The organism is Streptococcus mitis (genome assembly GCF_002096815.1).
In the GTDB taxonomy this organism is placed as follows: Bacteria; Bacillota; Bacilli; order Lactobacillales; family Streptococcaceae; genus Streptococcus; species Streptococcus mitis_AD.
The window spans coordinates 240,867-262,689 of record NZ_NCVJ01000021.1 but is presented as its reverse complement, the minus strand read 5'-3'; the positions used below and the strand labels follow the sequence as shown (position 1 = coordinate 262,689).

The following is a 21,823-nucleotide window of genomic DNA, read 5'->3' as shown; positions in this document are numbered from 1 at the left end:
CCTTTTTCTTACATGTCTAATACTTGTCTTAAATTCACGATACTGGTAAACAAGTGGGTATCGAGTCCAGCAGCTTGCCCTGCTTCGATATCAATCGGTCGATCACCAATGACAAGTCCTGAACTAATTTGATACTTTTCTCTTAAATAAATCATGGACTCAGGATCTGGTTTTCTCTTAAAGCCTGAGTTAGAAGTCACCACTTCTGTAAAATAAGCTGCTATAGAGGTTTTTTCTAAAATTTCCAAGACCTGATTATTTCGATGAGAAACCAAAAAATGACGGCCATCTTGATTTGAAATGTCTTCCAATAAACCAGAAACTCCATCAAATAAAATCGGATGTTCTAGCTCTCTGGCTTCATTTTCCTTGTACTTTTCTAAAAAATTCTCTAAGTTGGGAGCGAATATCTCAATCGCAAAATCAGTAGAAACCTTTAAAGCTTGGTAGACACTGTCATGGTCTTGTTTGATGCCATACAATGCCAATGTTTCAACAAAGGCAGCTGTTGAAGTTTCGTAATTATCCAGTAAAGTTCCACCTAAATCCCAGATATAATCGTGATATTTCATACCCTTCATTATAGCATTTTTTTATGAAAAAAGCGATGATTTCCTTGAGTTTTCCACATAAAAAATGCTCTATATTATTTGTAGTGGGTAAATCTATTATAAATACTATGAAACCTATTTTCTTGTAGAAAAAAGTTCCATATGACCCATAATGAAAAGCGACCAAACCATCATTAGAGAGAATCATATGGAACAATTATATTTTAACACAAAACTACTTTATATTAAAAATCCTAATATCCAATTTATGGATGTTATTAATAAGGGGGGTAACTTCTCAAAGTAAGTTCCACTTGACTGGTATTGAGCCTAGCTTTTCACTAATCTTCTCTTGAAAGTTTAAAATAGATTATAAAACCTTACTCAAGAAGTCTTTAGTCCGCTGTTCTTGGGTTTGTTCAAAAATCTGTTCGGGTGTTCCGTCTTCAACAACCACACCGTCTGCCATAAAGATGACACGGTCTGCCACCTCACGAGCAAATCCCATTTCATGTGTTACGATAACCATGGTCATTCCTGACTTGGCTAAGTCTTGCATAACAGCCAACACCTCTCCTACCATTTCAGGGTCCAGGGCTGAAGTTGGCTCGTCAAAGAGCAAGACATCAGGTTCCATAGCTAAACCACGCGCGATGGCAATCCGTTGTTGCTGGCCACCTGACAAACTCTGAGGGTAAGCATCTGCCTTATCTGGTAAACCAACTTTTTCCAAAAGTTCCTTAGCTCTCTTCTCTGCAACTTCCTTACTTTCACCTTTAGTCTTGATAGGAGACAAGGTGATATTTTCCATCACAGTCATATTAGGAAAGAGATTAAATTGTTGGAAAACCATCCCCATCTTCTCACGCATGGCAAAGAGGTCATTCTTCTTGTCCGTAATATCAACTCCCTCAAAGAGAACCTTCCCTTTGGTTGCTTCTTCCAACAAATTCATAGAGCGAAGCAAGGTAGATTTACCGCTCCCTGAAGGACCGATGATAACGACAACTTCTCCTCTTTTAATCTCGAGGTTGATGCCCTTCAATACTTCATTCTTTCCAAAGGATTTATGTAAATTTTCAATTTTTATTAAGGTTTCTGTCATTATTTTTTATCTCCTTGTCCCATACGTTTTTCAAAAGCTTTCAAGGCTACTGTCAAAATAGAGGTCATGATCAAGTAGTAAAAGGCTGCAAATAAAAGTGGTGTTAAAGGTAGATAGGTTGTTGTAGAAACTGTTGTAGCTCCATTCCACAACTCCATAACACCTATAGCTGATAAGAGGGAACTATCCTTGATAATAGTGATAAATTCGTTCCCCAATGCTGGCAAAATATTTTTGATTGCTTGTGGCAAAATCACATAGCGCATAGCATTTTTAGGACGAATCCCTAAAGAATAAGCCGCTTCTAACTGCCCCTTAGGAACCGCATTAATCCCAGCACGAACAGTCTCAGAAACATAAGCACCACTGTTCATAGAGATAATCAAAATCCCTGGAATCAGACGGGAAAGGTCAACACCTAAAATTCCAACCTGAATAGTCGGAGCATTGATGTGCATAAGGGCAAAGGCAATCATAATCTGAACCATCATCGGTGTCCCACGGAAAATCCAAACGTACAAGTTGGCGAGCCAAACAAACGGTTTAAACTTTGAACGTTGCCCAAAAGCCAAGACAACACCCAAAATAGTTCCCAAAAAGACAACACAGATAGAAATGAGAACCGTCACGACAGCCCCATAGTTAAAATAAGGTAAATACTTAGGTAAGAAAGAAAAATTCATAGTCACACTGCTTTCTAAAATAGAATACTGTATGATTATAACATGGAATGAATTAAAATTCAAATCTTTTGTCTAATTTATTCAAAAAATCTTTAAGCTGGTAGAATTAGCGAGAAATCTTAGTTTTTTCTAGGCAAGTTGGCCTCCTTTATGGTAAAATAGTAACGATAAGAAATGAAGGAGAATCAAAATGGAATCACATTTGGTTAGAATCATCAACCGCCTTGAAGCAATGGCTAAAGACGGCGGAAATTTAAAACGTAATTTTGAACGCGAAGGAGTTGTTGTTGCAGAAGTTGCATACAGCCACGACGAAGAAAACGGCTCAATCTTTACCCTTCGTGATGTCGAAGCTCGCGAAACTTATACGTTTGACAGCATTGACTTGATTGCAATGGAGATTTACGAACTCCTTTACTAATACAAAACAAGCTGGGTTACACCCTGCATGTCTAACCAAAATCCTTTTTGTCTCACAAATAGGATTTTTTTATTCCCTAAAATCACAAAAATTTTCCTTGTAACAACTTCTCAAAGCTGCAATCTTTTTACTTGCTTTACACCCCAATCCTGTTATAATGAGAGTATAGAAATTTGACTATTTTTGACCTTTAAACAGGTCAGGCTAAAGAAAGAAATGAGGTAGATGTATGCTTTGTCAAAACTGTAAAATCAATGACTCAACAATTCATCTTTATACCAATCTCAATGGAAAGCAAAAACAAATTGACCTCTGTCAAAACTGCTATAAGATTATCAAGACAGATCCCAACGATAGCCTCTTTAAAGGTATGACGGATCTAAACAATCGTGACTTTGATCCCTTTGGTGATTTCTTCAATGACCTAAACAATTTTAGACCTTCTAACAACACTCCTCCGACTCCCCCAACCCAATCAGGTGGAGGTTACGGTGGAAACGGCGGTTATGGTTCCCAAAATCGTGGACCTGCTCAAACTCCTCCACCAAGCCAAGAAAAAGGCCTGCTGGAAGAATTTGGTATCAACGTAACTGAAATTGCCCGTCGCGGAGATATAGATCCCGTTATTGGACGCGATGATGAGATTATCCGTGTCATTGAGATTCTCAATCGCAGAACCAAGAATAATCCTGTTCTTATCGGTGAACCTGGTGTTGGAAAAACTGCCGTTGTCGAAGGTCTAGCTCAGAAAATCGTTGATGGCGACGTTCCACATAAACTCCAAGGTAAACAAGTCATCCGTCTGGATGTGGTTAGCTTGGTTCAAGGAACGGGTATTCGAGGACAATTTGAAGAACGCATGCAAAAGCTCATGGAAGAAATTCGAAAACGTGAAGACATTATTCTCTTTATCGATGAAATCCATGAAATTGTTGGTGCTGGTTCTGCGGGCGATGGCAATATGGATGCAGGAAATATCCTCAAGCCCGCCCTTGCTCGTGGGGAACTGCAACTGGTCGGTGCAACTACACTCAATGAATACCGTATCATTGAAAAGGATGCTGCCCTAGAACGTCGTATGCAGCCTGTTAAGGTCGATGAACCAACGGTGGAAGAAACAATCACTATCCTCAAAGGCATTCAAAAGAAATACGAAGACTACCACCACGTTCAGTATACCGATGCTGCAATTGAAGCAGCTGCAACTCTTTCCAATCGTTACATCCAAGATCGCTTCTTACCTGACAAGGCCATTGACCTCCTAGATGAAGCGGGTTCTAAGATGAATTTGACCTTGAATTTTGTAGACCCTAAAGTGATTGATCAGCGCTTGATTGAGGCTGAAAATCTCAAATCTCAAGCTACACGAGAAGAAGATTTTGAGAAAGCTGCCTACTTCCGTGACCAGATTACCAAGTATAAGGAAATGCAAAAGAAAAAGGTCACAGACCAAGATACTCCTATCATCAGTGAGAAAACCATTGAGCACATTATCGAGCAGAAAACCAATATCCCTGTTGGTGATTTAAAAGAGAAAGAACAATCTCAACTCATCCATCTAGCCGAAGATCTCAAGTCTCATGTTATTGGCCAAGATGATGCGGTCGATAAGATTGCCAAAGCTATTCGCCGTAATCGTGTTGGACTCGGTACGCCTAACCGTCCTATTGGAAGCTTCCTCTTTGTTGGGCCAACTGGTGTCGGTAAGACGGAACTTTCCAAACAACTAGCTATCGAACTCTTTGGTTCTGCTGACAGTATGATTCGCTTTGATATGAGTGAATATATGGAAAAACACAGCGTGGCTAAATTGGTCGGTGCCCCTCCAGGTTATGTTGGCTATGATGAGGCTGGGCAATTAACGGAAAAAGTTCGTCGCAATCCATATTCACTTATTCTCTTGGATGAAGTAGAGAAAGCCCATCCAGATGTTATGCACATGTTCCTTCAAGTCTTGGACGATGGTCGTTTGACAGATGGACAAGGACGTACCGTTAGTTTCAAGGATGCCATCATCATCATGACTTCAAATGCAGGTACAGGTAAGGCCGAAGCCAGCGTTGGATTTGGGGCTGCTAGAGAAGGACGTACCAACTCTGTTCTCGGTGAACTCGGTAACTTCTTTAGCCCAGAGTTTATGAACCGTTTTGATGGTATTATCGAATTTAAGGCTCTCAGCAAGGATAACCTCCTTCAGATTGTCGAGCTGATGCTAGCAGACGTTAACAAGCGCCTTTCTAGCAACAACATTCATTTGGATGTAACTGACAAGGTCAAAGAAAAATTAGTTGACCTCGGTTATGATCCAAAAATGGGAGCACGCCCACTTCGTCGTACTATTCAAGACTATATTGAGGACGCCATCACTGACTACTACCTTGAAAATCCAAGCGAAAAAGAACTCAAGGCAGTTATGACCAGCAAGGGAAACATTCAAATTAAGTCTGCCAAAAAAGCTGAAGTTAAAACTTCTGAAAAAGAAGTATAAATCCTATAGAAAAGGAGTAGAAAATGAAAATTTTCTGCTCCTTTTTACTAAAATAACTATAAATTCTTGACAGCTCAGCCTTTGTCCATTAAGATAATAATAAAGATAATAGATAATGAGGAAAATGCAATGGCAAATCCAACTTTCGGAGAAAAAAAAGCGAATACAGACTATGTTGCTCGTTACGGTGTATATGCAGTAATTCCAGACGCTGAACAAAAACAAATTGTTCTTGTTCAAGCACCTAATGGGGCTTGGTTCTTACCAGGTGGCGAAATTGAAGCGGGTGAAAACCATCAGGAAGCCCTAAAACGTGAGTTGATTGAAGAACTTGGATTTACAGCTGAAATTGGTACCTATTACGGACAAGCTGATGAATATTTCTACTCTCGTCACCGTGATACCTACTACTACAATCCTGCCTACCTCTATGAAGCGACTTCTTTCAAAGAAGTACAAAAACCACTAGAAGACTTTAATCATATTGCCTGGTTCCCTATTGACGAGGCTATTGAAAATCTCAAACGTGGTAGCCATAAATGGGCCATCCAATCTTGGAAAAAACAGCATAAGATTGACTAAATCAAGCTACTTTATTTAAAAAGTGCTATAATAGAATTAGAAAATCGGAGGAAATGTTATGAAGCTAATCAATACGACAAACTCACACTCGCAACTTGTAAAAAGCCAGCTAGAAAGTACAGATGCAACCCTTGTTGAGGTCTATTCTGCAGGTAATACCGATGTTATTTTTACCCAAGCTCCGCTTCACTATGAAATCCTCATCTCAAACAAACACCGCGCTATCCGCGAACCTGAAATCGAAGCTATTCAAGAATTTTTCTTGAAACGTAAAATTGATAAGGACTCTATTGATGAGGCCAATATCAAAACCCTCTATTCAGAAAAATTAATTGGAATTTCGATTCCAACCAAATAAAATCTTGGAGAGATTAGAAAATGCTTTAAACCTTATGGAACAAAATTGGGTTTATTTAGCTTTTTAAATCATCTCCAATTTTTTATCTTGAAATCCTATCATACACAATTTTATAGGTAACAAAGGAGACAAGCATGGGAGACATGATATATCGAGAGGCAAGACTTGAAGAATACGAAAAAATTGGAAAACTATTAGCCAATTCCTTTCTTGACTATCCCTTTTTAACGATTATAAGGGATGATTTAAAGAAACCTGATTATTATCCTAATTTTGTAGAAACATTACAAACAATGCTTACCAGAGTCTATATTAAAAAAGGAAACTGTTTAGTTGCGGAACAAGATGGAGAATTACGTGCAGTCGCCCTTTTGCAACAAAAGGATTTCTGCATACTATCCTATCTACAAAATGGCGGAACAAACATTTTTCGCTACATTCGACCACGAAATCTTTTTAAATACTTTGACTTTGTAAAACGTTCCAAAAAGCACTTAGAACAATCAGGAGAGTTTGATTGGTATTTAATGGCCTTAGCTGTCAATGTAGCAAATAAAGGGCAGGGAATAGGTAGTACATTTTTGAAACAAGGAATTGAACCCTATGTCAGATCAAAAGGCTGTAAGCACTTGGGTCTCATTACCAACACAGCAATCAATGCCTCATTCTACGGAAAAAACGATTATGTATTACTGGACTATATTGACTTAGAATACGGATCAAAATCAATTGGTAACTGGGCATTTTTAAAAACAATGAATTAATTATAATAGGCCAGCAATTTACAAATCCTATTTAAATAAGGATAACTTATATTTATAAAAACCAACGTTCAAAACGTTGGTTTTCTTATCTATTTTACTGCTGCTTTCAAAGCATCTACCTTATCGAGACGTTCCCATGGAAGGTCAATATCTGTACGTCCCATATGTCCATAAGCCGCTGTTTGACGGTAAATTGGACGTTTAAGATCCAACATTTGGATAATTCCTGCAGGGCGAAGGTCAAAGATTTGACGTGCTGCTTTTTCAAGTTTGCTTTCAGCTACTATTCCAGTACCGAAGGTATCGATACGAACAGAAACAGGCTGGGCAACACCGATAGCATAGGCCAATTGCACTTCTGCCTTCTTAGCAAGGCCTGCTGCAACGATATTCTTGGCAATATAACGAGCCGCATAAGAGGCTGAACGGTCCACCTTAGTCGCATCCTTACCAGAGAAGGCACCACCGCCGTGACGAGAGTAGCCACCATATGTATCTACGATAATCTTACGACCAGTCAAACCTGAGTCCCCTTGAGGTCCACCGATTACAAAACGACCAGTAGGATTGATGAAGAATTTTGTTTGCTCATCCAAGTAAGAGGCTGGAATAACCTCTTTAATGACCTTGTTAATCACATCATTATGAATTTGTTCGTTGCTGACTTCTGGATCGTGCTGAGTTGAAATAACAACTGTGTCCACACGTACTGGACGGTCATTTTCATCATACTCAACAGTAACTTGTGATTTAGCATCTGGGCGAAGATAGCTGATTTCCCCAGACTTACGAAGTTCTGACAGACGACGAACCAATTTATGACTGAGTGAGATTGGCAATGGCATGAGCTCTTCTGTTTCATCCACTGCAAATCCAAACATGAGCCCTTGGTCACCAGCGCCAATCAGGTCAAGCGGATCTTGGTCTGCATTCCCACGAACCTCCAAGGCTTCGTTAACACCTTGAGCAATGTCAGGAGATTGTTCCACCAAAGATGGATGTACTCCTACAGTCTCAGCAGAAAAACCATATTCTGTATTGGTGTAGCCAATCTCTGCAATAGTGTCACGAACCACACGGTTAATATCCACATAAGCATTTGTAGATATTTCACCAAAAACATGGACGGAACCAGTATATACAGCTGTCTCAGCAGCAACGTGCGCCTCTGGATCCTTAGCTAAAATAGCATCCAAAATCGCATCTGAAATTTGGTCTGCAATCTTATCCGGATGCCCCTCAGATACAGATTCAGACGTGAATAATTTACGTTCTGACATAAAAATGTCCCCCCTTAAAAATAGTGTTATAGAGTTACAAAGTACTGATAGGTATTTCTATAGTCTAAGAGTTACGACGCGAAAGAAATAAAAACGATAATTTTTTATTTCTGAAGCTAGTAAGGCGCATAGGGTGACCGCATTATAGCGGCAACCGTATGGAGCCGTCAGTCTTTGCAAATTACAAAGTACTGATAGGAAAACTCTTCGCGATAAATGCCTACCATCTTATCGGGACTATATAACTCTATCATTATACCATTTTTTAGCGCAATTTGCAGTCTTTAATGTAGTGTTTCTGTTTAGATAGTTCGTTCTCATAAATAAAAAAAAATTGGAGCTCAGTACTCCAACTTTTTCTATTAAAATGTTTGGCGTTTTGCTTTACGCTCTGCACGACCACGTGCGCGATTTTCAGCGCGCTTGGTCTTGCGGCGTTTTTCATCAACCGCCCATTGAATTTTCTTCTTATAACCTGGTTTGACTTTTTTCTTTTTCTTTTTAACCAAACCAATCATTTCGATATCAAGTTTATCTTGTTTTTTCTCACGGTTGGCACGACGATCACGGTCATAAGTATCTTGAAATTCCCCGTCTTTGACCATTTTAGGAGTAAACTTGATTCCCAATTTCTCCAACTCACGGATATCCGAGTCATCACTGGGTTGGTAAAGGGTAATAGCTGTACCTGGTAGGCCATTTCTTCCAGTACGACCAACACGGTGAACAAAGAAAGATAAATCTTGCGGAATGGCATCATTGATGACATGGCTGACACCTTCAATGTCAATCCCACGCGCTGCCAAGTCTGTTGCGACAATGTACTCAAAATCCAGATTTTTCACCTGGTTCATGATACGCTTGCGTTCACGAGGGGCAATATCTCCATGAATCTTCGCTACCTTCAAGCCTTGAGCAGTCAGATATGAATGCAATTCATCAGCACGCATTTTAGTGTTAACAAAAATCATTGCCAAATACGGTTGCATCAACTGAGTTAACTGGTAAATTTGAGCATTCTTGTCACGTCCCTTTGTAGAAATCAACCAATTATCAATGGTATCAGAAATGACCGTTTTGGTCTTGATTTTCTCCATAACAGGATTTGACAAGTATTTTTTCAAGAATGGTTGCAGTTTTTGTGGGATAGTCGCTGAGAAGACCATGAATTGCAAGTCTTTTGGAAGGCTTCCAGCAATCTTATCAACAGTTTCCAAGAATCCCATATCCAAGGTCATATCTGCCTCATCGACCACAAAGGTCTTAGCCTTGTGAATAGCTAGGTCACCAGACTTAACTAAGTCATAAATACGGCCAGGCGTTCCGATAACAATATGAGGCTGGTTACTTGCCAATTTGTCAATCTGGCGAGCCTTATCCGTACCACCCACATAATTAACCACACGAACTTCGACATCTGAGTGGGCTGCAATCTGACGGGCTGCTTGGTAAATTTGAGTAGCTAATTCACGGCTCGGTGCAGTAATGACTGCTTGAACACTATCGTCGGCTTCATCTAATTGCTGGAAAATCGGCAATAGGAAAGTGTGAGTCTTACCCGAACCTGTTTTTGATTCACCGACTAGGTCACGACCTGTCAAAACAATAGGAATCAACTTGTCTTGCACCTCTGTTGGAGTTGTAAATTTCAACTCCTCCAAGGCTTCACTAATATATTTTTTAAATTGAAATTTCGTAAATGACATAATATCCTCGATTCTATCTATCCTATCAATTATACCATATTTTATTCCATTTCAGTAGTCTCACTTATTTAGGCTATTTCTAGTAGCTTCTCTAGTAAAAAAGGCTGGAATTTGTGAATCCCAACCTCTTTTCAGTCATTATTTCCAGTTTAAAATAGCATTCAAGCCATAGTGATCACTCACTTGTGGACTCTTGTTACCATCAAATACGACATGTAAATTTTCCACCGCTAACTCCTTGGTAGTAAAAACATAGTCGATTCGAAGGGGTTCAGTGTTCCCCTTCCATCCATCAATTTCTGGTGGAACAGTATAGCTACCACTTTTATCTTGAGCAACTTCAAATGCGTCTTGTAAGCCTAATGGACTAGCTAAAATAGCTTGGTAACCTTCCTGACCAGCTGGATTGTTGAAATCTCCAGCTAGCAAAAGCGGCTTGTTCAATTCTTTCAAGACAGCTTCAAATCGTGCCCATTCTTCTTGGAAACCTTTATCCCACCAAGAAAGGTGGACACTGGCAACTGCAAGCTCCTTACCATCAACTACAGTTTCAGCCAAGGCAACACGACGAGTATGATAGTCTGTTGGATCATCCACATCTGAAACCAAAATTTCTCTTGCTTCAATAGGTGTTTTAGACAAGATAGCTACACCTTCATGGTAGCGATCATAACCGATATGGTTATAGGCCCAAGTCCAGTAGTAATTTTTCCCTTGCTCAGATAACTTTTCAACCAAGAGTCTAACATAGTGATCTTGGTGAATAGGCTCAGCTGCTGGCAAAGCTTGATAAAGATCATTGACCTCTACCTCTGGAGATGTGATCTCCTGATTGATTTCTTGGAAACAAATCAAATCATAGTCTTTTTCAAGGATATCCTCAAGCAAAATCTGGAATTTTTCCTCAGCTTCTTTTTCCATCCAACTATGAGTATTGAGTGTTAAAAATTTCATTCTTTTCTCCCAAAATAAGAGGTTGGAATACAGCTTCCAACCTCAAGTATATTACAATTCTACTTTAGCAACTGCTGTTTTAGCTGCAAGAGAACCTGTTTTTTCTAATTTAACTGATTTAATTGCATCACCATTTGTGAAGACAACTACTGTTGAAGTTTCACGTCCTGCTGCACGGATAGCATCCAAGTCAGCTGTGACAAGGAGATCTCCTGCTGCAACTTTTTGTCCTTCAGCAACATGAACTGTAAATGGTTTACCTTCAAGACTTACTGTGTCCAAACCAATGTGAACCAATACTTCAAGACCTGCTTCAGTCACAAGACCAAGAGCATGTTTTGTAGGGAAGATGCTTGATACAGTACCTGAAACTGGAGATACAATGTTTCCATTTGCAGGTTCTACAGCAAATCCGTCGCCCATCATTTTTTGAGCAAATACTGGATCTTTCACTTGTTCCAAAGCAACAACTTGACCGTCTGCTACTGAGTAAACTTCCTCTGTTACACCTTTGTAGTGTACAGTGTTTTGTTGTGCTTCTGTCATTTGACTTGGAAGAGTTTCAGGAATGATTTCACCTGAATCAAGAATATCTTGGATATCAGATTTCAATACGTCTGCTTTTGGACCGTAGATAGCTTGAACTCCTTGTCCTTTCATGACAAGACCCATAGCTCCTTCTGCTTTCCATTGTTCTGCATCACCGACTTTGTCAGCATCTTTTACAGTTACACGAAGACGAGTCATACATGCATCAACATCAACGATGTTTGCACGTCCACCAAGAAGGTTAATAATGTTTACAGCTTGAGAGCCTGCTGCAACTTTCACTTCGCTACTAGCTTCTTCTGAACCTTCAGCAGTTTCGTAATTTCCGTTACGTCCTGGAGTTGCGTAGTTGAATTTTTGAATCATGAAGTTTGCGATAAAGTACATGATTACGGCAAAGAGAACAGTTACCCAGATAAAGTTAACGATATCCATACCAATACCAGCATTAATTGCTAGTGGTGTACGAGTCAAGAATTCAATTGAACCGAATGAGTGGACACGTAGGTTTACTACGTCAGCCATAGCGAAGGCAGCACCTTGAACAAGTGAGTAAACAAGATACATAGGTGTTGCTACAAACATGAACATGTATTCGATTGGTTCAGTAACCCCTGTCAAGAATGTTGCAAGAGCTGTTGCAATCATCATACCTTTATATTGATGTTTCTTATCAGCATCGACATTACGGTAGATAGCAACGATCATACCCATCAAGATACCGAATGAACCGATCATTTGTCCAACTTTGAAACGAGCTGGGTGAACAGTATCTAACAATTGTTGGTAGTGACTTGCATCTGTACCTTTAAGGTTAACAAGGTCTGTTACCCATGCAAGCCATAGTGGGTCTTGACCAAATACTTGAGTACCTTTAGCTGCACCAGTTAAAATGTCATAAGTACCACCAAGAGCTGTGTAGTTCATTGGGATAGTCAACATATGGTGAAGACCAAATGGCAAGAGCAAACGTTCCAAAGTACCATACAAGAATGGTGCAAGGATTGGAGCAGTTTCTTGTGAGTTGGCAATCCAGATACCAAAGCTATTGATACCTGTTTGAACTACTGGCCAGAAGGCAGCAAGTAGAATTGCAGCGATTGCTGAACGAAGAATAACTACAAATGGTACGAAACGTTTCCCGTTGAAGAATGAAAGTGCATCAGGAAGTTTACGGAAGTTGTAGTATTTATTGTAAGCAGTTGCCCCTACAAAACCTGAGATAATCCCTACAAACACACCCATGTTCAATGCTGGAGCTTCAAGAACACTAATGAAGTAATCAGCAACTTTGATTGAACCACCAAAGAGAGTTGTGACCATAGCATCTGGATTTTTCAACATATCTCCTGATACACCAAAGATTGTACCAGTGATACGGTTAATCAAGATGAAGGCAAGACCAGCGGCGAAAGCACCACCAGCACGTTCTTTAGCCCAGCTTCCTCCAATTGCTAGGGCAAACAAAATGTGAAGGTTACCGATAACCCCCCAACCAATTTGCTCAAGAATTCCACCTGTAACTACAAGTGGTGCAAAAGTTGGGTTAATCATTACGATAGACTTACCGATTGAAATCATCAAACCAGCAGCCGGCATAACCGCGATAACCACCATCAAAGCCTTACCGAATTTCTGCCAAAACTCGAAAGACAAGACATTTTTGAATGTATCTTTCATCATTCAAATCTCCTTTATTTTTATTTAGGCAAACGTTTTACGAAAACGTTTGCACTTAACTATGTATTAATTATACCACTTTAATTTTTTTTGTAAAGGCTTTTATAAAAAAAAGTAGACTTTTTTCTAAAATTTTTGTAGTAAAAAAGGAGATATTAAAATCTCCTCAAATATACTTCTATTTTATTTTAGATTTTCAGGAATCGGCGCATTGAAATTCCTGATCCGATTGAACCGATAAAAATTCCAATCACAAATAATAGAGCAATCATCAGTGGACTGAATATTTCTGGTGATATCATCGAAAGGTTCTGACCAACCAATGACTTATTAACCGATTGGTAAACCATTTTATAGACAATAAATACCAGAACTGATGGAAGGGTTGCCCCAAGCAAACCGATGAAGGCACCTTCAAGTAAGAAAGGTCCTCGGATATAGCCGTTCTTAGCACCCACTAAACGCATGATTTGGATTTCACGGCTTCGTGAAATAATGGTGATACGAATAGTATTAGAGATTAAGAACACCGCAATGAAAATCAATAATCCCGCGATAACTAGTCCCCAGACACGAATAAATGAGGCCAACTTAAACAAGCGTTCTGTATTAGCACCACCATCTTGAACTTCTGATACACCTTCAATTTTCTTAGCTTCTTCTGCTACTGTCTTAACATCACTCGGTGTATTGGTGTCAACAATATATGCATCATAGAGAGGATTAGCATCCCCTTCAAAGATTTTCCAGTTGTCCCCCATTGTTTCGGTCAACTTTTCATATTGTTCTTCTTTACTTGAAAACGTAACACTTTTAACGGTTGACATACCTTTCAAAGCATCGTATACCTTATGGTAGTCATTATTTGTAACAGTTTGACCTTCTTTTTCAATCGTCTCACTATTATCAGCTACGTCCTTACGAATATATACTATTACTCGGACATTGTTTTCAATATCTGTAGCGAGTTTAGCCGTATTAAAGATAACAGATGCAAATATTGCAACTAAAGTCAAAGTAATCATAACTGAACTGACAGCTGCTACTGTCATCCAGCCATTTCGTTTCAAACTTTTTAATGATTCAAATAAATGACGAAAAAATCTACTAATCATCGTATCCATATTCTCCTTTAGCTTCGTCACGAACGACACGGCCATTTTCAATGGCAATGACACGGTGGCGCAAGGTATTTACAATCTGACTGTTGTGGGTAGCCATCAAGACAGTAGTACCTTGGAGATTGATGCGTTCCAACAGATTCATAATTTCCCATGAATTATCTGGGTCCAAATTTCCTGTTGGTTCGTCCGCAATCAAGACTTTCGGATTGTTTACAATGGCACGTGCAATTGCAATCCGTTGTTGCTCTCCGCCTGAAAGTTCATTAGGGAATGAACGAACCTTATGTTTCAAACCAACCAGGTCCAAAACTTCCATAACACGTTTTTTGATGTTACGACGGCTCTCACCGATTACTTCCATTGCATAGGCAATATTCTCATAAACGGTCTTCTTAGGCAAGAGTTTGTAATCCTGAAAGACTACCCCGACACTACGACGTAGTAGTGGGACATCTTTCTTCTTAATTTTAACTAAATTAAAGCCTGCAACTGTTAGGCTTCCTTTTTCGATCTTTACTTCTCGGTACAAAGCTCGAATAAAGGTTGACTTACCTGCCCCAGAAGGTCCTACGATATAGGCAAACTCTCCTGGTTCAATGGTGACAGAGACACCACGCAGGGCAGTCGTTCCATTGTCATACTTTTTGACAACATCTCTCATTTCAATGATTGACATATGAGTTCCTTTCTATCTTAGCTGATTCGCCACTTGAGGTAGGCATCGATAAAACCATCAAGGTCTCCATCCATGACCTTATCTACCTGAGCAACTTCAAAGCTTGTACGGTGATCTTTTACCATAGTATAGGGCGTGAAGACATAAGAACGGATCTGACTTCCCCAAGTGATTTCTTTCTTTTCACCTTTGAGGGAATCGACTTCCGCAGCTTTCTTTTCCTGCTCCATCTGATAGAGCTTAGCCTGCAACATCTTCATGGCACGATCTCTATTTCCATACTGGGTCCGATCAACCGTTGATTGGACGACAGTTCCTGTAGGAATGTGTGTCAAACGCACACCTGTTGAGACTTTGTTGACATTCTGTCCACCAGCACCGCCTGAACGGAAGGTATCCATCTTGATATCATCTTCACGGATTTCCACTTCAATGGTAGCATCCAACTCTGGCATGACTTCTACAGACGTGAAAGAGGTATGGCGACGTTTGGCAGAGTCAAATGGTGAGATTCGCACCAAGCGGTGCACACCCATTTCTGACTTGAGAAGGCCATAAGCGTTAGGCCCTTCAAATGATAAAGTTACCGACTTAATACCAGCTTCATCTCCTGCTTGGTAATCCAAAACTTCTACTTTAAAGCCTTTGGCATTGCCATAGCGAGTGTACATACGAAGCAACATATCACCCCAGTCTTGTGCCTCTGTACCACCAGATCCTGGATGGATTTCCAAGATGGCATTATTATGGTCATAAGGTTCTGACAAGAGAAGGGTCATCTCATAGCTGGTCATCATCTTATCAAGTTCGGCTAACTGCGTTACCAGTTCTTCATGCAATGACTCGTCTTCAGCTAAAAAGTCCAATAAAATTTCGACTTCATCCTGCAATTCTTCCATTTTGTGGAAGGTGTTGTAAGTGTTTTTTAATTCATTTAATTCTTGCGACGTTTTTTGGGCCGCGATATTATCGTTCCAAAAATCAGGCTCTGTCATCTTGTTTTCCAAGATGGCAATCTCTTCCTCTAAACCTTCGAGGTCAAAGAGACCCCCTGAAAGAAGCTAATTTTTCACGATTTGCGTCAATTTTCTGACGAATTTCTGAAATGTCCATAAATACTCCTTTATTGTATCGTTTTATTATACCATAATCTATCATTTCTTTCCATCTTTTGCTCTAATCCCTTATTACACGTAAAAAGAAGCCTTTCGGCTTCCCTTATTACAAGACTTTTGCTGAAGTACGAGTGATTTCTTCTACTTGAATATTCTCTGATTCAAATTTTTCTTTCAAGGCTGGTAAATCGATTGATCCATCGATTTGAACTTCGATAATTACCTTACCATCTTTACGCGGAATATTAACTGTATGGGAGATATTCAAATTTTCTTCTACAATCAAAGAAACAATCTTTCCGAGAACACCGACTTCATCTTCTGTAACAAAGCGCACACGAATTCCTTCTTCTCCATAACCAGCAATTTCAAGAAAGGCTTGGAAAACGTCACGGTCCGTAATAACACCATAGACTTGATGGTTATCAACAACAGGAAGAATACCAATCTTGTTTTTCAGCATCAGATAAGTTGCATCTTCTAGACTAGCATAGCCTGAAACAGTAACAACATCACGAATCATGACATCTTTTACTTTGGTCTTATTCAAAAGATAGTTCATCTCATAGATAGAAAGACTTGTTGCTTTTGATGGACTAGCTTGCGCAATGGTTCCTTCAGTTACCAAACCAACCAATTGATCATTTTCTATAACAGGCAAGCGGTGCAACCCTTGCTCTCTCATCAAATCTGCTGCATGAGATACTGTTGTATCTGGACTAATATACACTACCTTGCGGGTCATAAAATCTTTAACTGCCATGAGACTTCTCCTTTTCTATTCTTATCCCTATTATACAATCTTTTTGTAAATCTATCAAACGCTTACATTTCTTTTTCAAAATTCAGAAAAGTATGAATAAGCTAGCAAAAAGAGCTCTGAAATCGAGCTCTATGAATGAAGGTGAGATACCTTTCATTCGATTTTTCAATTATTAGATATTAACCTTTCAAAGTAGATGCAAATTTGTTTGCAATCTCTATCTGCCCACTAAAAAGGTACCCCGGAATATAATCATGATTACTTCGTAATCCTCATCCATCGACTAAAACAATTCACTGGATTGTTTTAGCCACCTAGATATGCTTTTCTAACTTCTTCTGATGAGGCGAGTTCTTTTCCTGTTCCGGATAGGACAATTTTTCCTGTTTCCAGTACATAGCCTCGGTCAGAGATTGCGAGTGCTTTATTAGCGTTTTGTTCAATCAAGAGGACGGTCGTTCCTTGTTTCTGGATATCTTGAATGATATCAAAAATCTCTTGGATAAAGATTGGGGCAAGACCCATTGATGGTTCATCTAAAAGAAGAAGTTTTGGTGTTGACATAAGAGCGCGTCCCATGGCAAGCATTTGTTGTTCCCCTCCTGAAAGAGTGGCTGCATCTTGGTTCTTTCGTTCTTCAAGACGTGGGAAGCGTGAGAAAACTTTCTTCAAGTTAGCTTGATTTTCTTCACGATTTTTCTTTAAGAAAGCCCCCATTTCAAGATTTTCCATCACAGTCAAGCCAGGGAAGACGTGGCGTCCTTCTGGAACTTGTGAAAGACCACCTGCCACGATTTTCTGAGCTGGCATTTTTTGGATTTCTTGACCTAAAAATTCAATCTTTCCTGAGCTTGGTCTAACTAAACCAGACAAGGTACGGAGAATGGTTGTCTTACCAGCACCATTGGCACCGATAAGGGAAACAACCTCTCCTTCATTAACTTCAAAGCTTACATCACGGACTGCTTGGATCATACCGTAATGTACAGAAAGATTTTCAACTTTTAACATAGACATTAGGCTTCACCTCCTAGATAAGCTTCGATAACGCGTTTATTGGTCTTAATTTCGTCTGGAGTTCCTTGAGCAATCAAACGACCATATTCAAGTACGTAGATGCGTTCTGTTACTTCCATGACCAGATTCATATCGTGTTCAATCAACATGATTGTAATTTTAAATTCATCTTTGATACGACGAATTAACTCAGTCAATTCCGCTGTTTCCTGTGGGTTCATACCTGCTGCTGGTTCATCTAAAAAGAGAATTTTAGGTTCCGTAGCAAGGGCACGAACAATTTCCAAACGACGTTGTTGTCCGTAGGCGAGGTTTTTAGCAAGAGTCTCTGCATCACCATCTAAATCAAAAATTTTCAGTAATTCCAAAGCTTTATCCTTTAATTCTTTTTCACTCTTGTAAAAAGCTGGTAATCGCAAGAAACTAGCAAAAACATGTTGTTTGTGATGGTTGCCAAAGGCAATCAAAACATTGTCTAAAACTGTTAAATCTTTAAAGAGACGGATATTTTGGAATGTACGTCCAAGTCCCAAAGAAGCAATCTTATAAGGTGACTTTCCATTCAAAAGGTGACCATCTAAGGTAACTGTTCCCTCACTTGGTTCATAAACACCGGTCAAAAGGTTGAAAAGGGTTGTTTTACCAGCTCCGTTTGGACCGATTAGTCCAACCAGTTCCCCTTCATTTAATTCAAGAGTCACATCTCCAACAGCTGTTAGACCGCCAAAATGTTTGGTTAACTGTTTTACTTCAAGTAATGCCATTAGTTTTGTTCCTCCTTCTTAGATTTTTTAAAGAAACGTGATAGGCTCAATTCCCATGTTCCAAGAAGTCCACCTGGTCTGAAAATCATTACCAATACCAAGGCTAAAGCATAAATAATCATACGCACACTAGCAACATCTTGGAGAAGCATATTCAAAATTCCAAGAACAATAGCTGAAACGATTGCACCTGTAATGGAACCAAGTCCACCAAATACAACAATAATCAAAACGTTGATTGAGTTGATGAAAGTGTAATCTTTCGGTACAACAGATCCAATAAATCCTGCCTGAAGTGACCCTGCAATACTTGCAGTAATAGCACCAAAGACAAAGGCGATGATTTTAATTTTAGTCGTATTAACCCCAACTGACTCAGCAGCGATTTCATCCTCACGAACAGAGAGAGTTGAACGACCAATTGGACTACGCAAGAAGTTCAAGGTTGCAATGGTTGTAATCACGGCAAAGAAGTAAACCATTTGCCAAGTTGTAAAGTTAGGAATTCCCAAGATACCTGCCGCACCATTTGTAAGGCTTCCGCCATTGATGATAAAGATACGGATAATTTCAGAAACACCTAGAGTCGCTACCGCAAGATAGTCCCCCTTCAAGCGCAAGGTTGGAATTCCGACAAGCAAGGCAACTGCTCCTGAAAGCAAAGCCCCTACAAGCATAGCTCCAAAGAAGGCACCGTAGGTTGGTGATTTAGAACCAATAATAGCTGCTGCATAGGCACCAATCGCCATGAAACCAGCATGACCAAGTGAAAATTGGCCTGAAAAACCAACGATTAAGTTGAGACCAACAGCCAGAATAATATTAATTCCAATTTGTTGTAAAATCTGTACATAGAATAGGTTTAGTACTCCAACTGAAACCAATACACTAATCAAGCCATAGCCAGCTAACAAAAGGAGTAACCATAGAATATTAACTTTTAAATTTTCTTTCATCGTTTACACCTTCTCTTTCACATTTTTACCAAGAATACCTGCTGGGCGGACAATCAAGATCAACAACAGGATTCCATAAACAATGGCATCACGGAAGTCTGACATTCCAAAGGCTGTCGCAAAGGTTTCCAATAGACCAATCACAAAGCCACCAAGAGCCGCACCAGGAATAATTCCGATACCACCAAGTACTGCGGCAACGAAAGACTTAAGACCTGGAGTAACCCCCATCAAAGGCTCAAGAGAGTTATAATAAAGGGCAATCAGAACACCAGCCGCACCCGCAAGAGCTGACCCCAAAGCGAAGGTAAAGCTGATAGTACGGTTTACATTGATCCCCATCAATTGCGCTGCATCGCTATCTACGGATACTGCACGCATGGCTTTCCCCATCTTAGTCTTTTGGACAATGACTTGTAACAAAATCATCAAAATCAAGGAAATGGCCAAAATCATTAACTGCACGTTTGTTAGGCTAACTGGTCCCAAATCATAGCGAACTGTTTGAATCGCTTGAGGGAAGGCACGGGTATTAGCACCAACCAGATAGACCATCCCATATTCCAATAGGAAAGAAACCCCAATAGCTGTAATCAAAACAGCAATACGAGTAGAGTGACGCAAAGGTCGGTAAGCAAGGAACTCAATCACGACACCAAGAATGGCTGTCGCTAACATAGCTACAATAAGAGCTACAAAGAAATTCATTTGGAAAGAATTAATCAAGAAATAACCGATAAAGGCTCCCATCATATAAATATCACCGTGGGCGAAGTTGATGAGCTTGATAATTCCGTAAACCATGGTATATCCTAGGGCTAACAGCGCATAAACACTACCTAGAATCAAACCATTTACTAGTTGTTGGAGCATAAGATTCACTCTTTCTATATATAATTTTGAGGGTTTTCCCTCACTTTTTGATAGGTTCTTATACTCAATGAAAATCAAAGAGCAAACTAGGAAACTAGCCGCAGGCTGTACTTGAGTACGGCAAGGCGACGTTGACGCAGTTTGAATTTGATTTTCAAAGAGTATTAAACATCGAAACAGGGAGTGAGTCCGAGGCTCATTCCCTATTTCAACATTTTTCTATTATGGTTTTACAACTTCTGCTGCTTCAACCTTACCATTGTTCATGGTCATCATGTAAGCAGTTTTGACTGTGTTGTGGTCTGCATCGAAGCTTGTTTGACCAGTTACACCTTCAAAATCTTTTGTTTTAGCAAGGTTATCCTTGATTTCACCTGAGTTTTTAGCACCTTTTGCTGCGTTTGCTACAAGGTGAACTGAGTCATAAGCCAAGGCTGCAAATGTTGAAGGCTCTTCGTTGTACTTAGCACGGTAAGCATCAAGGAAAGCTTTTGCTTTAGCTGAAACTTCTACAGTAGTTGAGAAGCCTGAGATAAAGTAGATGTTTGATGCTTTTTCAGCAGTTGCTTGTTGTACAAACTCTTCACCGTTGAATCCATCACCACCAACGATTGGTTTATCAATTCCCATACCACGCGCTTGGTTTACAATTTTACCAGCTTCAGTGTAGTAACCAGGGACGATGATAGCATCAAAGTCTTTCCCTTTCATTTTTGTAAGGGCTGCTTGAAAGTCTGTGTCACCTGCTACGAAAGTTTCATCTGCAACGATTTCACCTTTGTAAGCTTCACGGAAGGCTTTAGCAATACCTTTAGCATAGTCGCTGGCATTGTCAGTGTAAAGAACAACTTTCTTAGCGTTTAATTTTTCAGTAACATAGTTTGAGATAATTTTTCCTTGGAAGCTATCTTGGAATGTTCCGATAAAGAGGTAATCTTGACCTTTAGTCAATCCATCTTGAGTCGCACTTGGCGAAATCAATGGAACACCTGCTTTTGTAGCGTTAGCTACAGCAGCTGCAGTTGCACCAGATGTCGCAGGTCCTACGATTGCTGATACCTTAGATTGGGTTACTAGGTTAGTTGTTACTGAAGCCGCCTCAGCAGTTTCAGATTTATTATCTTTATCAACTACTTCGATTTGTTTTCCGTCGATACCACCTGCTGCATTGATTTCATCAACGGCAAGTTGGGCACCTTTTTGTTCAGATGTTCCGTAGGCAGCTACGGCACCAGTTTCTTCGAAGTTAAATCCAATTTTGATTGTCTTTTCCTCTACTGAGTTACCAGCAGCGTTTGACGCTCCAGACTTCACTTCTCCACAGGCTGCAAGAAGTGCTACACTTGCAAGCGCCACAAACGATAGGGCAAATTTTTTCTTCATCTTTTTTTGTCTCCTTATTTCTTAAATAAAT

The 21,823-nt window shown here is 39.8% G+C and carries 21 protein-coding genes; 5 read left to right on the top strand and 16 right to left on the bottom strand.

Annotated elements, in window-relative coordinates; all coding sequences use genetic code 11:
• Positions 1-8 precede the first annotated feature (8 nt).
• From B7696_RS08015 to B7696_RS08000, 3 genes are all read right to left on the bottom strand, one after another.
• Positions 9-572 carry an HAD family hydrolase gene (locus B7696_RS08015; protein WP_064276973.1) on the bottom strand — a complete coding sequence of 188 codons (564 nt, stop codon included), beginning with the start codon at positions 570-572 and terminating at the stop codon, positions 9-11.
• Between the two features lie 349 nt (positions 573-921).
• A complete protein-coding gene (locus tag B7696_RS08005) occupies positions 922-1,656 on the bottom strand; it encodes an amino acid ABC transporter ATP-binding protein (RefSeq protein ID WP_084863108.1) in 735 nt (244 codons plus the stop codon).
• Positions 1,656-2,339 carry an amino acid ABC transporter permease gene (locus B7696_RS08000; protein ID WP_033686685.1) on the bottom strand — a complete coding sequence of 228 codons (684 nt, stop codon included), beginning with the start codon at positions 2,337-2,339 and terminating at the stop codon, positions 1,656-1,658. Before B7696_RS08000 ends, B7696_RS08005 begins: the two co-directional genes overlap by 1 nt.
• A 190-nt stretch (positions 2,340-2,529) precedes the next feature.
• On the opposite strand from B7696_RS08000, the gene B7696_RS07995 reads away from it, so the two are divergent.
• The 5 genes from B7696_RS07995 to B7696_RS07975 all read left to right on the top strand — a co-directional run bounded on the left by B7696_RS07995 (position 2,530) and on the right by B7696_RS07975 (position 6,952).
• Complete coding sequence (locus tag B7696_RS07995) at positions 2,530-2,760, top strand: DUF1797 family protein (protein WP_000443570.1); 231 nt, start codon at positions 2,530-2,532, stop codon at positions 2,758-2,760.
• A gap of 229 nt (positions 2,761-2,989) precedes the next feature.
• A complete protein-coding gene (locus tag B7696_RS07990) occupies positions 2,990-5,248 on the top strand; it encodes an ATP-dependent Clp protease ATP-binding subunit (protein WP_084863106.1) in 2,259 nt (752 codons plus the stop codon).
• Positions 5,249-5,377: 129 nt separating this feature from the next.
• Positions 5,378-5,830 carry an NUDIX hydrolase gene (locus B7696_RS07985; protein ID WP_000013079.1) on the top strand — a complete coding sequence of 151 codons (453 nt, stop codon included), beginning with the start codon at positions 5,378-5,380 and terminating at the stop codon, positions 5,828-5,830.
• A 58-nt stretch (positions 5,831-5,888) separates the two neighbouring features.
• A complete protein-coding gene (locus B7696_RS07980) occupies positions 5,889-6,188 on the top strand; it encodes a DUF1827 family protein (RefSeq protein WP_000767189.1) in 300 nt (99 codons plus the stop codon).
• A 134-nt stretch (positions 6,189-6,322) separates the two neighbouring features.
• A complete protein-coding gene (locus B7696_RS07975; protein ID WP_084863104.1) occupies positions 6,323-6,952 on the top strand; it encodes a GNAT family N-acetyltransferase in 630 nt (209 codons plus the stop codon).
• A gap of 89 nt (positions 6,953-7,041) precedes the next feature.
• Here the strand turns inward: B7696_RS07975 and metK are convergent, their stop codons facing one another.
• The 13 genes from metK to B7696_RS07895 form a co-directional block, all read right to left on the bottom strand.
• The gene (gene metK, locus B7696_RS07970) at positions 7,042-8,232 is read right to left on the bottom strand and encodes a methionine adenosyltransferase (protein WP_084863102.1); all 1,191 of its coding nucleotides are present in this window, start codon (positions 8,230-8,232) and stop codon (positions 7,042-7,044) included.
• 362 nt (positions 8,233-8,594) lie between these two features.
• Positions 8,595-9,938: a DEAD/DEAH box helicase gene (locus B7696_RS07960; protein ID WP_004238723.1), complete on the bottom strand. Its 1,344-nt coding sequence runs from the start codon at positions 9,936-9,938 to the stop codon at positions 8,595-8,597.
• 138 nt (positions 9,939-10,076) lie between these two features.
• Entirely contained in the window at positions 10,077-10,892 is an 816-nt protein-coding gene (locus tag B7696_RS07955; RefSeq protein WP_084863100.1) for an endonuclease/exonuclease/phosphatase family protein, read from the bottom strand.
• Positions 10,893-10,943: 51 nt separating this feature from the next.
• Positions 10,944-13,124, bottom strand: a complete 2,181-nt coding sequence (locus B7696_RS07950) for a PTS transporter subunit IIBC (protein ID WP_084863099.1) — start codon at positions 13,122-13,124, stop codon at positions 10,944-10,946.
• Positions 13,125-13,309: 185 nt separating this feature from the next.
• On the bottom strand, positions 13,310-14,236 hold the full coding sequence (gene ftsX, locus B7696_RS07945; RefSeq protein WP_020901912.1) for a permease-like cell division protein FtsX: 927 nt from the start codon (positions 14,234-14,236) through the stop codon (positions 13,310-13,312).
• Positions 14,229-14,921, bottom strand: a complete 693-nt coding sequence (gene ftsE / locus B7696_RS07940) for a cell division ATP-binding protein FtsE (protein WP_000022275.1) — start codon at positions 14,919-14,921, stop codon at positions 14,229-14,231. The genes ftsX and ftsE overlap by 8 nt, the downstream gene beginning before the upstream one ends.
• Before the next feature lie 17 nt (positions 14,922-14,938).
• A protein-coding gene (gene prfB / locus B7696_RS07935; protein ID WP_134813798.1) for a peptide chain release factor 2 occupies positions 14,939-16,034 on the bottom strand; the annotation gives its coding sequence in 2 pieces (ribosomal slippage) (positions 14,939-15,961 and positions 15,963-16,034; 1,095 coding nt in all).
• Positions 16,035-16,142: 108 nt separating this feature from the next.
• Complete coding sequence (locus B7696_RS07925) at positions 16,143-16,799, bottom strand: CBS domain-containing protein (RefSeq protein ID WP_000268666.1); 657 nt, start codon at positions 16,797-16,799, stop codon at positions 16,143-16,145.
• Between the two features lie 306 nt (positions 16,800-17,105).
• The gene (locus B7696_RS07920; RefSeq protein WP_000062219.1) at positions 17,106-17,816 is read right to left on the bottom strand and encodes an ABC transporter ATP-binding protein; all 711 of its coding nucleotides are present in this window, start codon (positions 17,814-17,816) and stop codon (positions 17,106-17,108) included.
• Positions 17,816-18,580: an ABC transporter ATP-binding protein gene (locus B7696_RS07915; protein WP_020901915.1), complete on the bottom strand. Its 765-nt coding sequence runs from the start codon at positions 18,578-18,580 to the stop codon at positions 17,816-17,818. The genes B7696_RS07920 and B7696_RS07915 overlap by 1 nt, the downstream gene beginning before the upstream one ends.
• Positions 18,580-19,536 (bottom strand): branched-chain amino acid ABC transporter permease, encoded by a 957-nt coding sequence (locus tag B7696_RS07910; RefSeq protein WP_084863097.1) that lies wholly within the window; start codon positions 19,534-19,536, stop codon positions 18,580-18,582. Before B7696_RS07910 ends, B7696_RS07915 begins: the two co-directional genes overlap by 1 nt.
• 3 nt (positions 19,537-19,539) lie before the next feature.
• Positions 19,540-20,409 carry a branched-chain amino acid ABC transporter permease gene (locus B7696_RS07905; protein ID WP_000941427.1) on the bottom strand — a complete coding sequence of 290 codons (870 nt, stop codon included), beginning with the start codon at positions 20,407-20,409 and terminating at the stop codon, positions 19,540-19,542.
• A gap of 222 nt (positions 20,410-20,631) precedes the next feature.
• Positions 20,632-21,792: an ABC transporter substrate-binding protein gene (locus B7696_RS07895; protein ID WP_000726121.1), complete on the bottom strand. Its 1,161-nt coding sequence runs from the start codon at positions 21,790-21,792 to the stop codon at positions 20,632-20,634.
• Positions 21,793-21,823 lie beyond the last annotated feature (31 nt).

Excerpts from the sequence above, each read along its gene's own strand:
- B7696_RS07895 (WP_000726121.1), bottom strand. The coding sequence starts at position 21,792 with ATGAAGAAAAAATTTGCCCTATCGTTTGTGGCGCTTGCAAGTGTAGCA.
- B7696_RS07905 (WP_000941427.1), bottom strand. The coding sequence starts at position 20,409 with ATGCTCCAACAACTAGTAAATGGTTTGATTCTAGGTAGTGTTTATGCG.
- B7696_RS08000 (WP_033686685.1), bottom strand. The coding sequence starts at position 2,339 with ATGAATTTTTCTTTCTTACCTAAGTATTTACCTTATTTTAACTATGGG.
- B7696_RS07990 (WP_084863106.1), top strand. The coding sequence starts at position 2,990 with ATGCTTTGTCAAAACTGTAAAATCAATGACTCAACAATTCATCTTTAT.
- B7696_RS07960 (WP_004238723.1), bottom strand. The coding sequence starts at position 9,938 with ATGTCATTTACGAAATTTCAATTTAAAAAATATATTAGTGAAGCCTTG.
- B7696_RS07915 (WP_020901915.1), bottom strand. The coding sequence starts at position 18,580 with ATGGCATTACTTGAAGTAAAACAGTTAACCAAACATTTTGGCGGTCTA.
- ftsE (WP_000022275.1), bottom strand. The coding sequence starts at position 14,921 with ATGTCAATCATTGAAATGAGAGATGTTGTCAAAAAGTATGACAATGGA.
- B7696_RS07975 (WP_084863104.1), top strand. The coding sequence starts at position 6,323 with ATGGGAGACATGATATATCGAGAGGCAAGACTTGAAGAATACGAAAAA.
- B7696_RS07950 (WP_084863099.1), bottom strand. The coding sequence starts at position 13,124 with ATGATGAAAGATACATTCAAAAATGTCTTGTCTTTCGAGTTTTGGCAG.
- B7696_RS07910 (WP_084863097.1), bottom strand. The coding sequence starts at position 19,536 with ATGAAAGAAAATTTAAAAGTTAATATTCTATGGTTACTCCTTTTGTTA.
- metK (WP_084863102.1), bottom strand. The coding sequence starts at position 8,232 with ATGTCAGAACGTAAATTATTCACGTCTGAATCTGTATCTGAGGGGCAT.
- B7696_RS07980 (WP_000767189.1), top strand. The coding sequence starts at position 5,889 with ATGAAGCTAATCAATACGACAAACTCACACTCGCAACTTGTAAAAAGC.
- B7696_RS08015 (WP_064276973.1), bottom strand. The coding sequence starts at position 572 with ATGAAATATCACGATTATATCTGGGATTTAGGTGGAACTTTACTGGAT.
- B7696_RS07985 (WP_000013079.1), top strand. The coding sequence starts at position 5,378 with ATGGCAAATCCAACTTTCGGAGAAAAAAAAGCGAATACAGACTATGTT.
- B7696_RS07955 (WP_084863100.1), bottom strand. The coding sequence starts at position 10,892 with ATGAAATTTTTAACACTCAATACTCATAGTTGGATGGAAAAAGAAGCT.
- ftsX (WP_020901912.1), bottom strand. The coding sequence starts at position 14,236 with ATGATTAGTAGATTTTTTCGTCATTTATTTGAATCATTAAAAAGTTTG.
- B7696_RS08005 (WP_084863108.1), bottom strand. The coding sequence starts at position 1,656 with ATGACAGAAACCTTAATAAAAATTGAAAATTTACATAAATCCTTTGGA.
- B7696_RS07925 (WP_000268666.1), bottom strand. The coding sequence starts at position 16,799 with ATGGCAGTTAAAGATTTTATGACCCGCAAGGTAGTGTATATTAGTCCA.
- B7696_RS07995 (WP_000443570.1), top strand. The coding sequence starts at position 2,530 with ATGGAATCACATTTGGTTAGAATCATCAACCGCCTTGAAGCAATGGCT.
- B7696_RS07920 (WP_000062219.1), bottom strand. The coding sequence starts at position 17,816 with ATGTCTATGTTAAAAGTTGAAAATCTTTCTGTACATTACGGTATGATC.